Raw genomic sequence first — 13,430 nt, forward strand, 5'->3', positions numbered from 1 at the left:
GCTGGGTGGAACTAAACATATTATCGCCGTCATATGAATCGCATGCCCGTCGATCAACTTTTCGTGGAGCCTCCCATGCCCGTGCAAGCCCTGTTCAAACCGTTCCAGCTCGGTGCCCTCGAACTGCCGACCCGCGTGGTCATGGCACCGATGACCCGTTCGTTTTCCCCGGGTGGCGTCCCCAATTCCAAAGTGATCGAGTACTACCGTCGCCGCGCGGCGGCCGGCGTCGGTCTGATCATCACCGAAGGCACTACCGTCGGCCATCAGGCTTCCAACGGTTACCCGAACGTGCCGCACTTCTACGGTGAAGCCGCGCTGGCCGGTTGGAAAAAAGTCGTGGAAGCGGTTCACGCCGAAGGCGGCAAGATCGTTCCGCAACTGTGGCACGTCGGCAATGTGCGCCGACTGGGCACCGAACCTGACGCGAGCGTGCCGGGTTACGGCCCGTCGGAAAAACTAAAGGATGGTCAGGTCGTCGTACACGGCATGACCAAACAGGACATTCAGGACGTGATCGCCGCCTTCGCCCAAGCGGCGAAAGATGCCCAGAGCATCGGCATGGACGGCGTGGAAATCCACGGCGCCCACGGTTACCTGATCGACCAGTTCTTCTGGGAGGGCAGCAACCAGCGCACCGACGAATACGGTGGCAGCCTGGCCAACCGTTCGCGTTTCGCCATCGAGCTGATTCAGGCCGTACGTGAGGCGGTGGGCGAAGGCTTCCCGATCATCTTCCGCTTCTCGCAGTGGAAACAGCAGGACTACACCGCGCGTCTGGTGCAAACCGCCGAAGCGCTGGGCGAGTTCCTCAAGCCGTTGTCCGACGCCGGCGTGGACATTTTCCACTGCTCGACGCGCCGTTTCTGGGAGCCGGAATTCGACGGTTCCGACCTGAACCTGGCTGGCTGGACACGCAAGCTGACCGGCAAACCGACCATCACCGTCGGCAGCGTCGGCCTCGACGGCGAGTTCCTGCAGTTCATGGTCAACACCGACAAGGTCGCGCAACCGGCCAGTCTGGAAAAACTGCTGGAGCGTCTGAACAACGACGAGTTCGATCTGGTGGCAGTGGGGCGTGCGCTGCTGGTGGATCCGGACTGGGCGCTGAAAGTGCGCGAAGGCCGCGAGCAGGACATTCTGCCGTTCAGCCGTGAGGCGTTGATGACGCTGGTTTGATCGTTGTGGGAGGCTTGTCGCGCAGGTCGCGGCAAGCCCCCAGCAAATGGTTTTCAAATTGTTCGACGATAGCCGCCCAACCCTGGCGGCTGGCGTGTTGGCGTGCGTTCAGGCGCACGCAGCGCAACCTTTCGTCTTCCTCCAGCAGCCACGCCGCTGCCTCGCAGAACGCCTCTTCATCCCCGGGCATCGCCAGCACGCCGTTGTAGCCATGGCGAATGTGCTGGGCCGCCGCGGCCTGATCGTAAGCCACCACCCCAAGGCCTGAGGCCAGTGCTTCCAGCACGACGTTGCCAAAGGTTTCGGTCAGGCTCGGAAACAGAAACACATCCCCCGACGCATAGTGCGCCGCCAGTGCTTCGCCACGTTGCGAGCCGCAGAAAATCGCCTCGGGCAGTTCCTTTTCCAGTGCCATTCGTTGCGGCCCGTCGCCGACCACGATCAGCTTCAGATTGCGTTGTGGATAAGTGCCGGCGAGCTTTTCGAAACTGCGCTTGAGCAGGCCCAGATTCTTCTCTGGTGCCAGGCGTCCTACGTGAATGACCGCAATGTCCTGCTCGCCAAGACCCCATTGCTCACGCAAGGCATTCAGGCGCTTGGCCGGGTGAAACAACTGACTGTCGACACCTCGCGACAGCAGCGCCAGGCGCTCGAAGTGCCGGCGCTCCAGTTCCAGGCGCTGGCTGACGCTCGGCACCAGCGTCAGGGCCGAACGATTGTGAAACCAGCGCAGATAGTGGGTGAGCAAGCGCGTCAGCAAGCCCAGCCCATATTGGTGGGTGTATTGCTGGAAATTAGTGTGAAAGCCGCTGACCACGGCAATACCGAGTCGGCGTGCCGCGCGCAGTGCCGACAGCCCGAGCGGGCCTTCGGTGGCGATATAGAGCACGTCCGGGCGCTGGCGCGTCCAGCGTCGCAGCAGTTTGTGCATCGACGACTGCCCCCATTGCAGCCCCGGATAACCCGGCAACGGCCAGCCTCGGCACAGCAGCAGCGAGTCATCTTCACTTCGCTGCGGATCGTCGGCCTGACGCGGTCGCACCAGTTCCACCCGATGCCCGCGTGCGCGCAAGCCGTCGCACAAGCGGCCAAGGGTATTGGCCACGCCGTTGATTTCCGGTGGGAAAGTTTCGCTGATGAGGGTGATATGTAGAGCTGTCGTCATGGCCTCAGTGTCGGCTGAGGCCATGTCGTCATTGTGTCGGGTTGATGATGGATTGATGACAGGCTTTTTTGGCAGGGCCTCAACATTTAGCGGGGGCGGTCGTTAGCCTTTCGAATACTTCAATCAGGGAGAGAGTCATGACTGAAAATGCTTATGCGCCGCCCGAGGCGAATCTGTTGAGCGAGGATGTACAAGCGAGCGGGTTTTACGTGGTCGCCCGCTGGAAGTTCATTTTGCTGTCGGTGCTCAGTTTCGGTTTGTACTTCTACTACTGGTCTTACAAGAACTGGAGTCTGTACAAGCAGCGGACCCAGGAAGAATCGTGGCCGCTGGCGCGAGGACTGTTTTACATCTTCTTCGTCCACAGGCTTTTCCGCCAGGCCGACAAGGCGATCCACGACAGCGGGCGCAAGTCAGATTGGGACCTTGAACAGTGGGCGACAGTCTTTGTTGTATTGACTCTGGCTGCTGCGGTACTCGAAAAGCTATCCGGTCAATTCGAGAACCTGGCTTATCTGGCGGCATATGCTGTAGCCCTGTTGCCTGTCAGAGCCTATGTGGCCAGTGAAGGCCAGCGTCTGATCAACCTGGCCGCCAATGACCCTGAAGGCCAGAGCAACAATCGCCTCAACGTCTGGAACTTCCTGATCATCGTGCCAGGTCTTTTGTTATGGGCGATGGTGCTGTTGGGCTTGTGGGTCATTTTTCGCTGAAACGATACGAACCCGAGGCGGGGTTCAGGCTTTTTCCTGAACCAGCGCCTCGGCCCCGCGCTCGCGCACCCAGAACAACGTAGCGCCCGCCACGGCGGCCGGCATCATCAGGATGTTGACCACCGGAATCAGCAACACCAGATAGACGATTGCGCCGAAGCTCATGCTCTGCCAGCGTTTCTGCCGCAGCCAGGCGAGCATCTCGTTCCAGCCGAGCTTGTGGTTGTCCGCCGGGTAGTCTATGTACTGGATTGCCATCATCCACACCCCGAACAGCAGCCACAGCGGTGCGGCGACGATGTTCACCACCGGGATGAACGAGAGGATGAACAGGCCGATCGCCCGGGGCAGGAAGTAACCGAGTTTGCGCATTTCCCGGGCCAGGGTACGCGGGATCATCGCGATCAGTTCACCCCAGCTGAAGGCCGGAAAGTCGTCGGTACCGCGTACCACCACTTCAACCTTTTCCGCGAGGAAACCGTTGAATGGGGCGGCGATCACGTTGGCCAGCATGGTGAAGGTGAAGAACACCATCAACGCCACCAGCACCACGAACAGCGGCCACAGGATGTAACTGAGAAAGCTCAGCCATTCGGGCAGCGACGGCATCAGCGTGTCGACCCACAGGCTGAATTGGTGACCGGCCAGATAGATCAATCCGACGAACAGCACCAGGTTGATGGCCAGCGGCAGCAGCACGAACAGGCGCAGGCCCGGGCTCAATACCAGTTTGAGGCCTTCGCGCAGGTATTGCGGGCCGGACAGAACAGGGGCGGGCATAAGGTGCTCCGAGCAAGGGAAAACGCGCCGACCTTACCGACTTTGCAGAACCTGTGAAAGCGCGGCAGCGGGATCGACATTCACTGTAACAAAGACGTCCATCTCGTCAGTGTGTCGGCATAGAGACCACCTATGAGCTGGATTGTTAAACCGTATTTCCTTAATCTTGCCCCCCTCGATACGCTGCACCCAACTTTTTACAGGACTGTCGAGCTCACGCCTTCCCCAAGGTTATCCACAGTCCTTTTTTATTCCCGCCGGCAGTCCGGCGTCCGGCCAGGTGTCTTGGCCGGTCAACAGGAGCAGGTTCATGTCTGAAGTCCGTCATTCGCGAGTGATCATCCTCGGTTCCGGCCCTGCCGGTTACAGCGCTGCCGTCTACGCTGCCCGCGCCAACCTCAAGCCGCTGCTGATCACCGGCATGCAGGCCGGCGGTCAACTGACCACCACCACCGAAGTCGACAACTGGCCGGGCGACGTCCATGGTCTGACCGGCCCGGTGCTGATGGAGCGCATGCGTGAGCACGCCGAGCGTTTTGAAACCGAGATCGTCTTCGATCACATCAATGCTGTGGACTTCGCTTCCAAGCCATACAGCCTGACCGGCGACAGCGGCACCTACACCTGCGACGCGCTGATCATTGCTACCGGCGCCAGCGCTCGTTACCTGGGCCTGCCGTCGGAAGAGGCGTTCATGGGTAAAGGCGTTTCGGCCTGCGCGACCTGCGACGGTTTCTTCTATCGCAACAAGCCGGTGGCCGTTGTCGGTGGCGGCAACACCGCTGTCGAAGAAGCCCTGTACCTGGCCAACATCGCCAGCAAGGTCACCCTGATCCACCGTCGCGAAACCTTCCGCGCCGAGAAGATCCTGATCGACAAGCTCAACGCCCGTGTGGCCGAAGGCAAGATCGAGCTGAAACTGAACGCGACCCTGGACGAAGTGCTGGGCGACAACATGGGCGTGACCGGTGCACGTCTGAAGAACAACGACGGCAGCTTCGACGAAATCAAGGTCGACGGCGTGTTCATCGCGATCGGCCACACCCCGAACACCTCGCTGTTCGAAGGTCAGCTGGAGCTGAAGGACGGTTACCTCGTCGTTCAGGGCGGCCGTGAAGGCAACGCCACCGCGACCAGCGTCGAAGGCATCTTCGCTGCCGGCGACGTGGCCGACCACGTTTACCGTCAGGCCATCACCTCGGCCGGCGCTGGCTGTATGGCGGCACTGGACACCGAGCGTTACCTGGACGGTCTGCAGAACGCTTCGTTCTAAGATCGCAGACAACACGACAATGATCGTTCCCACGCTCTGCGTGGGAATGCCTCATCTGGACGCTATGCGTCCTTGGGACGCGGAGCGTCCCCGGCTGCATTCCCACGCAGAGCGTGGGAACGATCTGTCTAGTCCTGAAATAGGTTTACACCTGTTTCACCCTAACGCCCGATGCACCGCATCGGGCGTTTTGTATTTTAAGGACAGGTGCGGGCGCTCCTGGTTGTAGATCAAGATCGCCTCCCGCACCATTTGTTCTGCTTGCGCCAAGTCTGTCGGCCGGTGGAGCAAGAGCTCTGTCTTCAAGATGCCGTTGACCCGCTCTGCCAGGGCGTTTTGGTAGCAGTCGTAGCCATCAGTCATTGAGCACGTGATGCCATGCTTGGCATGGAGCTTTTGATAAAGCGCCGAGCAGTACTGCACACCTCGATCTGAGTGATGAACCAGTTTCTGGCATGTTCGACGCGTCTTCAAAGCCATGCGCAAGGCTTGAGCCACCGAGTCGGCATGTAAGCTGCTATGCACGTGATAGCCGACTATTTTTCTCGAGAAGGCATCCGTCACCAGACTCAAATAAACCGGATCGTCACGCTTGGTGGACAGATAAGTGATATCGGCCACCCAGACCTGTTCCGGACCGGTAGCGACAACTTGCGACGGGCCTGGTTTGAGCAGATTGGGATGGCAGCGGAAGTGATGATGACTGTCGGTCGTTTTGTGATAAGCCCGCTTCCTGCGGACCAGTTGGCGGTAATCACGCAAGACCGCCAATAACCGATCGCGGCCGACATGCAGCTCCTGTTTCTCACGCTCCGCGTGCATCAACGAGTGCAATTTGCGGGCGCCAATGCAGGGTTGGCGTACTCGGATTGTCTGCACAAACTGGATGAGTTTCTGATCTTGCTCGATACGAGCCCGATAGACGCGATTACGTTTGTAAAAGGCTTGGCGACTGATCCCCATAAACTGGCAAGCCCTGCTGACACTCAGGGTTTGGGTCTGCGCAACGACTTGCCGGGCCGCTTTTTTACGACAGAAACGCCGTAGTCGTTCTTCAGTACGTCCACCACGTCTTCAAAAAACTTGGCTTTCTGATTCGCCAGCGCCAACTGCTCCTCAAGCTCTTTGATTCTCTGCTCGGGAGTTAAGGGCAAAGTGGGCTCGTCCATCGGTCGGTTCCTTTGGGAACGAATGGAGGCGCCTTGGCTCCAGTCTTGCCGACCATGCTTGCGTAACCAAACCAACACCGTCGACCGACCCTGAATTCCGTAGCGCCGTTGAGCCTCTTTATAACTCAACTCGCCTTTTTCGACTTGGTCGACAACCGACAATTTAAAAGTCAGCGTGTAATCGCGTTGACTGCGTTTTGCGCCCGAATCCATTGCACCCTCCTGATAAGAAGCCAGAAGGTGTAAACCTTATTCAGGACGAGACAATCTGACGAAAAAAACCGGCCAATTGGCCGGTTTTTTCATGCCTGCGATTCGCTCGGAATCAGCGGCGGGTCAGCGGTTGCGCTTCGAATTTCACGCCCGTCAGACCGTGCTGGATCAGCGCACGGATATTGCCGTGATCGCTGCCTTCAGGCGTTGCCACGACCGAACGGTAGTGTTCGCCGAATGCCAGCAGCGCTTCTTCATCGCTCAAGCCTTCCAGCAGCGCCAGACCCAAAGTCTTGCACGAACCTTCGTTCTGCCCGGCGGCGTTTTCCACGCCACCGTTGTTGAACGCCTGCGGCTGGTAGTCGTAACCGGCGGCGATGAAGGACAGGGTGTCGGCAAAAACGTGTTCGCCGCTCTTGAGGCTGGCGCGCAGGGTGTTCAGATCACTCATTGGGTTTTCCTTTGGCAAACGCCGCTTGCTGTTCGGCGCTGGCTTCTTGCTGATATTGGGCTTTCCAGTCGGCGTACGGCATGCCGTAAACCACTTCACGGGCATCGTCGAGGCTGACCTCGATCCGGCGCTCGTCGGCCTCGGCCTTGTACCACTTGGACAGGCAGTTGCGGCAGAACCCGGCGAGATTCATCAGGTCAATGTTCTGCACGTCCTTGCGGCTGTCCAGGTGGGCGACCAGCCGGCGGAAGGCGGCGGCTTCGAGTTCGAGGCGTTGTTGTTCGGTCATGGAAGTCTCTTTCAGACAGCTGAGAGCGGCAAGCTCCAAGCTGCAAGATTCTGGATGGTGGGTGCCCCTAGCTTACCGCTTGAAGCTCAAGGCTTGAAGCTTAGCGGCTGGCGGCGAGGGTGATCGACACCGACTCGGCAAAACGCAAGGCATGCGGCTTGTCGACTTCAACCTCGGCATACAGCACCGACTCGTTGGCCATCACCAGATCCAGCAGCTCCTGGGTCAGGCGTTCGAGCAGCGCGAAGCGGTTGCCTTCCACGTGGGCGATGATCGCCTTGGTGATGGTGCGGTAGTTCAGCGCGTGGTCGATGTCGTTGTCACGCACCGCTTCCTGCGCGGCATACAGGATGGTCAGGTTGATCAGCACATCCTGCTTGTTGAGGATTTCGTCCTCGTTGATCCCGATAAAGGTGCGCAGGCGCAGATCCTTGACCCGGATGCGCGCCATTCCCGGTTGAAGTTGTGGCATTTACTTGCTCCGTCCAATCAATTGCAGGAACTCCTGGCGGGTGTTGCTCGACTCGCGGAAGGCGCCGAGCATGACCGAGGTGTTCATGGTCGAATTCTGTTTCTCGACACCGCGCATCATCATGCACATGTGCCGGGCTTCGATGACCACCGCGACACCGGCGGCATCGGTGACTTGCCGGACCGCCTCGGCGATCTGGCGGGTGAGGTTTTCCTGGATCTGCAGGCGGCGGGCGAACATGTCCACCAGCCGTGCGATCTTCGACAGCCCCAGCACCTTGCCCGTCGGAATATAAGCCACATGGGCCTTACCGATGAAGGGCAGCAGGTGATGTTCGCACAACGAATAGAGCTCGATGTCGGCGACGATAATCATTTCGTCGGTGTCGGAGGCAAACAACGCGCCATTGACGATCTCTTCAACGCTCTGTTCGTAGCCGTGACACAGATACTGCATGGCCTTGGCCGCCCGCACCGGTGTGTCGAGCAGTCCTTCGCGGTCAGGGTTTTCACCCAGGCCGATCAGGATCTCGCGGTAATTCTCGGGCAGGGAACGGGTCATGGAGCATCCTCGCGGGGGGCGTTTTACTTGACGTGCCGCCCGCCGTTGACGGTCAGGGTCGTGCCGGTGACATACGGGTTGTCGAGCAGATAACGCAGGCTCTGATAAATCACTTCGCTGCCGGGTTCGATGCCCAGCGCGGACTTGGCCAGCGCCTTGGCGCGGTACGCCGCGTCGTCGTCGGGATTGAACAATAGCAGGGCTGGCGCGATGCCGTTGACCTTGATTGACGGCGCGTAGCGCGCAGCGAAGGACAACGTGAGACTGTCGAGTCCGGCCTTGCTGGCGCAATAGCCGATGTGTTTGCTGCTGCCCTTGCGCGTGACGTCATCGCTGATGTGGATGATGTCGGCAGGGCTCGAACGTTGCAGCAGTTCGGCGCAATGCAGGTTGATCAGGTAGGGCGCCAGCATATGAATGTTGAACATGCGGCTGAAGGCTTCGGCTTCGCCGTCGTCGGTTTCCGCCAGCCACTCCGAGGCGTTGTGCACGATGGCGCGCAGGCTGTCGGTGTGAGTCTTCAGTTCGGTGATGAACGCGAGGATCGAAGCTTCACTGGAAAAATCCGCATGCAACCCGAGGGCGCCCAGATCCCGCAACGTCTTCACCCCCGGTCGTTCGCTGCGGTAGGTAAAGATCACCCGATGGCCGTCTTCCAGCAGACGCTGCGCACAATGCAGGCCAACCCGCTGGCCGGCGCCGGTGATGAGGAAGGGAGCTGTGGAGGAAGTCATGTACGGCTCGCGTCGAAGTCAGAGCAAAAACTATAACAGCGACGCGAGCGACGGCTTCAGCGATTTTGTGTGGAGGGGGCGGCAGGCAGCGGGCGTGCAGGCGCCGGGTTGAGCCAGCCGGCCAGCAGGCGGGTCGACAGCGGAATGAAGAAATAGACCATCAACGGGGTCAGACACAGCGTGCTGATGAAGACTCTCGGCAACAGGCTCATTTCAGCGAGCAGCGGGCCCAGCACGAAGTTGAACAGCAGCGACACCGGGAAGAACGCCAGCCAGATCGCCACGGCCTGTTTCCAGCGCGGCGGGCGATGACCGGCAGCACCGAACCAGCCTTCGATCCCGCTGACCCGATGTTCCGTCGGGTGGGCAAACAGATCGCTGCCACGGGCCAGCCATGCAGTGCGCGATGCCGAGTGTTCCCAGGCGTGCAGGGTCTGTTCGTCGACGAAGCGGAAAATGATCTGGAATTCATCGTCGCCGGGAGGCGGTGCCAGTACGCCGGAGCCGAGATAACCGGGGAAGTCGGTGGCCAGTTGTTCGCCTTCTCGCAACCAGGCGATCAGGTCCTGATAACGACCATTGGCGACACGACGCGCTACCATCAGCGTCACGGGGGAAGTAGACATTGTGTATCTCCGTATTGCAGGTGCGTCGCTCCGGGTAGGAGTTTCGCCTGACGCAGCGCCGGGGTAGAGGGCTGCGTTTTTTGACAAGCAAGGATTATTCCTCATTTTCGTGTCGAACCAGAGACTTTCGTCCCATTTGATTGCTTGAACCCTCATAGGGCATCAGGAGTAGAATGGATCCAACTTTGCCAACAAGGACGTGTCCGCACCAATGCCTGTGATCACAGACGTTCGCCCTGCTTTGCAGGCGCCTGTTGCGCTGGAGCGCGAGGAGTTGTTCCCGATCCGCGAGGTGGCGCGTCTGACCGGCGTGAACCCGGTCACGCTGCGCGCGTGGGAGCGCCGCTATGGTTTGATCCAGCCGACACGCACCGAAAGTGGGCATCGTCTGTATTCGATGACCGATATCGAGCGCGTTCGCAGCATCGTCGACTGGATCGATCGGGGCGTTTCGGTGAGCAAGGTCGGCAAGATCCTGGCCAAGACCGAGCCAATGAAAGTGCTGGCCCACTTCATTCCCGATGATCTGGTGCAGGCGGACTATCTCCAGTGGCAGGAACAGGTCCGGCAGGCAGTCAGTTCGTTCGACGATCAGTTGCTTGATCGCGTCTACGGTCAGATTTTCTCCTCCTATGCTCTGCCCGTGGTGTTTCAGGACATCCTGATGCCGCTGTGGCTGCAAATGCTGCAGCGTCAGGATGCGTTCGGACAAACCAGTGAGTGGCTGTTCTTCGATGGTTTTCTACGGGCGAAGGTGCTGCAGCGCATCGTCGTGCTGCGGGGCACGCAGCCGCGCAAGGTGATCGTCAGCGCGCTGGCCGGTCAGTGCCGCGAGCTTGAGTTGTTGGTGGCAGCGCTGTTTCTCAGCGGCAATGACGCGGGGGTTCGTGTGCTAACCACCGGTCAACCGTTCGATGAGCTGACGCTGGTGTGCGAGAAGATCAAGCCCGAGGCGCTGGTGCTGTTTTCCAATCACGCCCCGGCACCCGAGTTGCCGCGTCGGCTGAATCGTCTGGCGTTGAGTCTTGATTGTCAGTTGATGCTGGCGGGGGATGCTGCCGACCTGGCGCAGGACAGCCTGGCGGGATCATCGGTCGGCTGTCTGGGCAATGAAGGATCGACCATGCGCCAGCGCATGAATCAGTTTCTGGCGGGGACGCTGGATACCTGAGAATCAGGTGTGCAGGGCAGGGTGGGTCAAACGATGCTGTTGCAGGATGAACTGGCGCAGGCGCTCGGTTTCGTCGGCATCGCTCTGGCTTAGCTCGTAAGCATAAAAGCCGCTTTCGGTTTCCCGCTCGAAGGTCCCGCGCAGGGCAATCCGCTCGTAGCCCGACGGGCTGAACCACAACGCAAAATGCTTCGGCGGCTTGGTCTTGTTGCGCACTTCCAGCAGCACACCCTTGTGCGAAACCTCGTGAACCCACAGCGTGCCCGGTTGGCCCTTGGCATTTTCCAGTGCCACCGGCTCTTCCAGGGTCAGGCGCCATGGACGCACCATCGGCCCGTCTTCATAGATGCTCGGCACCCCAAGACGCAGATGCAGGGCGTGGAACTCGTCTTCCACCAGATGCAGCGGGAAGGTCATCTGCTGATTTTCGAAGTTGGCCTGGATGGTGACTTGCTCATGGGCCGCCAGGCGCGTGAGCAGATCACGGATCTGCGAACCACCGTTGACCAGCAGGCTCGACGTCGCATCCCGCACATTGAGTTGCGGGTTGTGTTGCATGGTCTGGATGAAATCCAGCTCATCCTGGGTCAGGAGGGCGTCACGCTGCATGGCTAACTCGAAATGAATAATTACAAAGTCATTGGTGATTGTAGTTAATGACAATTAGTTCGCTGTTTTGTTTACGCCGTTCGTCGCTTTCAAGGCAGCAATTTCTGCTTCCAGTGCCGCAACCTGGGCTTCCAGTTGCGCCACCCGCTGCTGCGCCTTGACCTGAACCGTAACGTCCTTTTGTACGCCGACAAAGTAGGTCTGCCCGTCGTCGGCATTTTTTACCGTCGAAAGAGACAGTTCGTTCCAGAAGGGAGTGCCATCCTTGCGGTAATTGCGCAGGATTTCCCGGCATGAACCACCGTTTTTCAAAACATCGCGAATCAGTTCCAGACTGGCCTGGTCGCGATCCCCGGCCTGCAGGAAACGGCAGTCCTGATAGAGAATTTCTTCGCTGGTGTAGCCGGTCAGTTTTTCGAAAGCCGGATTCACGTAGATCAGGATGTTGTCCTGATCGCCTTCTTTTTCTGCTACCACAATCCCGTCGTTCGACGCGTTGATCACCATTTGCAGCAGGCTGGCATTGATCATCTTTGAATCCTTTCAAGGTTGTCAGTGGCTGGCATTCTAGAAGATCGTCCAGCGCTGTCTACTGGCCGGCAGCCCTTATCGAGAGCCAATCGCATCATGGCGTCGCTGGCTGTTACTATCGCCGCTCTTTTTTCAGTTTCAGGATCAGATTGATGAAAGTCGCCATCCTCTCCGGCTCGGTGTACGGCACGGCCGAAGAAGTCGCTCGCCACGCTCAGAGCCTGTTGAACGCCGCCGGTTTTGAAACCTTCTACAACTCGCGCGCCAGCCTCGCCGATCTCCAGGCGTTTGGCCCTGAAGCCTTGCTCGGCGTGACCTCGACCACCGGCATGGGCGAACTGCCGGACAACCTGCAACCGTTGTATTCGGCCATTCGTGATCAACTGCCGGCAGCCTGGCGTGGTTTGCCCGGCGGGGTAATCGCACTGGGCGACGCCAGCTACGGCGACACTTTCTGCGGCGGCGGCGAGCAATTGCGCGAATTGTTCGGCGAGCTGGGTGTGCGCGAAGTGCAGGACATGCTGCGCATTGACGCCAGCGAAAGCGTTACCCCGGAATCCGACGCCGAGCCTTGGCTGGAACAGTTGATCGCCATCCTCAAGGGGTGATCCCGCGCTCACGCAGCAGCGCCAGCCAGGCCTGTGCAGCCTTCGACAGGTAGGCACCCCGGCGCCAGATGAAAGCGATATCCCAGCGCAAGTAGTCTGGCGCATTCAGGGCCAGGCGCACCACGCCTGGCCGCACCAGACCGCGCGCCACCACGCTGGGCAGCAACACCACGCCTTGTCCGGCGGCGACCAGCGCCGCGAGAAAATCCGCCTGCCCGCTGCGCCCGCCTTCCTTCGGGGTGAAGCCCATTTGCTGGCACGCCTGGAGCAAACGATCGTTGAGCACGAAACTGCGCTGATACAAAAGAAACGGCGTATCTGCCAGCTCCTCCAGACCGATTTCACCTTTTGCCGCCAGTGGGTGATCCACAGGCAGCAGCGCATCCAGCGGTTCATCGCAGAATGGCTGAAAGTCGAATTGCGGATCCTTCGGCAGCAGACTGCCACCCAACTCCAGCTCCCCGCTGAGCACCGCCTGTTCGATGTTGCGACTGCCGCCTTCAAGCAACTGCACGCTGATGTTCGGGTAGCGCCGTCGGTACTCGGCGAACAGCCCGGCAAACAACGCATCGCTACCGAGCAATGGCAACCCGAGACGTAACTCGCCGCGCGCGAGATGACTGAGGTCATCCAGTTCGCTGAGCAATTCATCGCGCAACCGCAGCATGCCTTCGGCCCGGTGCAGCACCACGCTGCCGGCGGCGGTCAGGCGTATCTGCGAGCCGAGTCGTTCAAGCAAAGGCGTGCCGAGGCTCTGTTCGAGCTGGGCGATTTGCTTGCTCACAGCGGACTGACTGATGTGCAGGTTTTTTGCAGCTTGAGTGAAACCGCCCTGATGCATGACTTCGACGAAACTTCTGAGTTGTTTGAATTCCATGGCCTGATT

17 protein-coding genes are annotated in these 13,430 nt (G+C 59.5%); 5 read left to right on the plus strand and 12 right to left on the minus strand.

Going from position 1 to position 13,430, the window contains the following annotated elements; genetic code table 11:
- Positions 1 to 75: 75 nt before the first annotated feature.
- A complete protein-coding gene (locus tag ACEN93_RS21410) occupies positions 76 to 1,179 on the plus strand; it encodes an NADH:flavin oxidoreductase (protein WP_074691792.1) in 1,104 nt (367 codons plus the stop codon).
- On the opposite strand, the gene ACEN93_RS21415 is transcribed toward ACEN93_RS21410, so the two are convergent.
- Positions 1,148 to 2,368, minus strand: coding sequence for a glycosyltransferase family 4 protein (locus tag ACEN93_RS21415; protein ID WP_495610471.1), 1,221 nt, complete (start codon positions 2,366 to 2,368; stop codon positions 1,148 to 1,150). The genes ACEN93_RS21410 and ACEN93_RS21415 overlap by 32 nt on opposite strands.
- 113 nt (positions 2,369 to 2,481) lie before the next feature.
- On the opposite strand from ACEN93_RS21415, the gene ACEN93_RS21420 reads away from it, so the two are divergent.
- Entirely contained in the window at positions 2,482 to 3,057 is a 576-nt protein-coding gene (locus ACEN93_RS21420) for a hypothetical protein (protein ID WP_039769333.1), read from the plus strand.
- A 24-nt stretch (positions 3,058 to 3,081) separates the two neighbouring features.
- On the opposite strand, the gene cysZ is transcribed toward ACEN93_RS21420, so the two are convergent.
- A complete protein-coding gene (cysZ, locus tag ACEN93_RS21425; RefSeq protein ID WP_039769335.1) occupies positions 3,082 to 3,837 on the minus strand; it encodes a sulfate transporter CysZ in 756 nt (251 codons plus the stop codon).
- Positions 3,838 to 4,147: 310 nt separating this feature from the next.
- Here cysZ and trxB point away from each other — a divergent pair, with 310 nt between their 5' ends.
- A complete protein-coding gene (gene trxB / locus ACEN93_RS21430; protein WP_039769336.1) occupies positions 4,148 to 5,110 on the plus strand; it encodes a thioredoxin-disulfide reductase in 963 nt (320 codons plus the stop codon).
- A 156-nt stretch (positions 5,111 to 5,266) separates the two neighbouring features.
- Here trxB and ACEN93_RS21435 read toward each other — a convergent pair.
- The 7 genes from ACEN93_RS21435 to ACEN93_RS21465 all read right to left on the minus strand — a co-directional run bounded on the left by ACEN93_RS21435 (position 5,267) and on the right by ACEN93_RS21465 (position 9,625).
- Positions 5,267 to 6,492 (minus strand): IS3 family transposase gene (locus tag ACEN93_RS21435; RefSeq protein WP_428997874.1). Its coding sequence is split into 2 segments (ribosomal slippage): positions 5,267 to 6,141 and positions 6,141 to 6,492, totalling 1,227 coding nucleotides; the frame shifts between segments, so codons are not numbered across the junction.
- Between the two features lie 112 nt (positions 6,493 to 6,604).
- On the minus strand, positions 6,605 to 6,943 hold the full coding sequence (locus ACEN93_RS21440) for a HopJ type III effector protein (protein ID WP_039769338.1): 339 nt from the start codon (positions 6,941 to 6,943) through the stop codon (positions 6,605 to 6,607).
- Positions 6,936 to 7,232 carry a DUF1244 domain-containing protein gene (locus ACEN93_RS21445; RefSeq protein ID WP_007957206.1) on the minus strand — a complete coding sequence of 99 codons (297 nt, stop codon included), beginning with the start codon at positions 7,230 to 7,232 and terminating at the stop codon, positions 6,936 to 6,938. The genes ACEN93_RS21440 and ACEN93_RS21445 overlap by 8 nt, the downstream gene beginning before the upstream one ends.
- A 100-nt stretch (positions 7,233 to 7,332) precedes the next feature.
- The gene (gene folX, locus ACEN93_RS21450; protein WP_007957207.1) at positions 7,333 to 7,704 is read right to left on the minus strand and encodes a dihydroneopterin triphosphate 2'-epimerase; all 372 of its coding nucleotides are present in this window, start codon (positions 7,702 to 7,704) and stop codon (positions 7,333 to 7,335) included.
- Complete coding sequence (gene folE, locus ACEN93_RS21455; RefSeq protein WP_039769341.1) at positions 7,705 to 8,265, minus strand: GTP cyclohydrolase I FolE; 561 nt, start codon at positions 8,263 to 8,265, stop codon at positions 7,705 to 7,707.
- A 23-nt stretch (positions 8,266 to 8,288) separates the two neighbouring features.
- On the minus strand, positions 8,289 to 8,999 hold the full coding sequence (folM, locus tag ACEN93_RS21460) for a dihydromonapterin reductase (protein ID WP_039769343.1): 711 nt from the start codon (positions 8,997 to 8,999) through the stop codon (positions 8,289 to 8,291).
- A 56-nt stretch (positions 9,000 to 9,055) separates the two neighbouring features.
- Positions 9,056 to 9,625, minus strand: coding sequence for an antibiotic biosynthesis monooxygenase (locus ACEN93_RS21465; RefSeq protein ID WP_011332499.1), 570 nt, complete (start codon positions 9,623 to 9,625; stop codon positions 9,056 to 9,058).
- A 211-nt stretch (positions 9,626 to 9,836) separates the two neighbouring features.
- Between ACEN93_RS21465 and ACEN93_RS21470 the strand changes: the two genes are divergently transcribed.
- On the plus strand, positions 9,837 to 10,796 hold the full coding sequence (locus ACEN93_RS21470; RefSeq protein WP_074691783.1) for a MerR family transcriptional regulator: 960 nt from the start codon (positions 9,837 to 9,839) through the stop codon (positions 10,794 to 10,796).
- Positions 10,797 to 10,799: 3 nt separating this feature from the next.
- On the opposite strand, the gene ACEN93_RS21475 is transcribed toward ACEN93_RS21470, so the two are convergent.
- Together ACEN93_RS21475 and ACEN93_RS21480 are read right to left on the minus strand one after the other, a co-directional pair.
- Positions 10,800 to 11,405: a hypothetical protein gene (locus tag ACEN93_RS21475; RefSeq protein WP_039769347.1), complete on the minus strand. Its 606-nt coding sequence runs from the start codon at positions 11,403 to 11,405 to the stop codon at positions 10,800 to 10,802.
- A gap of 54 nt (positions 11,406 to 11,459) precedes the next feature.
- A complete protein-coding gene (locus tag ACEN93_RS21480; protein WP_039769349.1) occupies positions 11,460 to 11,936 on the minus strand; it encodes a PAS domain-containing protein in 477 nt (158 codons plus the stop codon).
- Between the two features lie 152 nt (positions 11,937 to 12,088).
- Between ACEN93_RS21480 and ACEN93_RS21485 the strand changes: the two genes are divergently transcribed.
- On the plus strand, positions 12,089 to 12,544 hold the full coding sequence (locus tag ACEN93_RS21485; protein WP_414882211.1) for a flavodoxin: 456 nt from the start codon (positions 12,089 to 12,091) through the stop codon (positions 12,542 to 12,544).
- Here ACEN93_RS21485 and ACEN93_RS21490 read toward each other — a convergent pair.
- The gene (locus ACEN93_RS21490; protein ID WP_495610472.1) at positions 12,534 to 13,421 is read right to left on the minus strand and encodes a LysR family transcriptional regulator; all 888 of its coding nucleotides are present in this window, start codon (positions 13,419 to 13,421) and stop codon (positions 12,534 to 12,536) included. The genes ACEN93_RS21485 and ACEN93_RS21490 overlap by 11 nt on opposite strands.
- Positions 13,422 to 13,430 lie beyond the last annotated feature (9 nt).

This window comes from Pseudomonas sp. Pseusp21 (assembly GCF_059492145.1).

Excerpts from the sequence above, each read along its gene's own strand:
- ACEN93_RS21445 (WP_007957206.1), bottom strand. The coding sequence starts at position 7,232 with ATGACCGAACAACAACGCCTCGAACTCGAAGCCGCCGCCTTCCGCCGG.
- ACEN93_RS21475 (WP_039769347.1), bottom strand. The coding sequence starts at position 11,405 with ATGCAGCGTGACGCCCTCCTGACCCAGGATGAGCTGGATTTCATCCAG.
- folM (WP_039769343.1), bottom strand. The coding sequence starts at position 8,999 with ATGACTTCCTCCACAGCTCCCTTCCTCATCACCGGCGCCGGCCAGCGG.
- ACEN93_RS21465 (WP_011332499.1), bottom strand. The coding sequence starts at position 9,625 with ATGTCTACTTCCCCCGTGACGCTGATGGTAGCGCGTCGTGTCGCCAAT.
- ACEN93_RS21420 (WP_039769333.1), top strand. The coding sequence starts at position 2,482 with ATGACTGAAAATGCTTATGCGCCGCCCGAGGCGAATCTGTTGAGCGAG.
- cysZ (WP_039769335.1), bottom strand. The coding sequence starts at position 3,837 with ATGCCCGCCCCTGTTCTGTCCGGCCCGCAATACCTGCGCGAAGGCCTC.
- ACEN93_RS21480 (WP_039769349.1), bottom strand. The coding sequence starts at position 11,936 with ATGATCAATGCCAGCCTGCTGCAAATGGTGATCAACGCGTCGAACGAC.
- ACEN93_RS21415 (WP_495610471.1), bottom strand. The coding sequence starts at position 2,368 with ATGGCCTCAGCCGACACTGAGGCCATGACGACAGCTCTACATATCACC.
- folE (WP_039769341.1), bottom strand. The coding sequence starts at position 8,265 with ATGACCCGTTCCCTGCCCGAGAATTACCGCGAGATCCTGATCGGCCTG.
- ACEN93_RS21410 (WP_074691792.1), top strand. The coding sequence starts at position 76 with ATGCCCGTGCAAGCCCTGTTCAAACCGTTCCAGCTCGGTGCCCTCGAA.
- ACEN93_RS21440 (WP_039769338.1), bottom strand. The coding sequence starts at position 6,943 with ATGAGTGATCTGAACACCCTGCGCGCCAGCCTCAAGAGCGGCGAACAC.
- trxB (WP_039769336.1), top strand. The coding sequence starts at position 4,148 with ATGTCTGAAGTCCGTCATTCGCGAGTGATCATCCTCGGTTCCGGCCCT.
- folX (WP_007957207.1), bottom strand. The coding sequence starts at position 7,704 with ATGCCACAACTTCAACCGGGAATGGCGCGCATCCGGGTCAAGGATCTG.
- ACEN93_RS21470 (WP_074691783.1), top strand. The coding sequence starts at position 9,837 with ATGCCTGTGATCACAGACGTTCGCCCTGCTTTGCAGGCGCCTGTTGCG.
- ACEN93_RS21485 (WP_414882211.1), top strand. The coding sequence starts at position 12,089 with ATGAAAGTCGCCATCCTCTCCGGCTCGGTGTACGGCACGGCCGAAGAA.
- ACEN93_RS21490 (WP_495610472.1), bottom strand. The coding sequence starts at position 13,421 with ATGGAATTCAAACAACTCAGAAGTTTCGTCGAAGTCATGCATCAGGGC.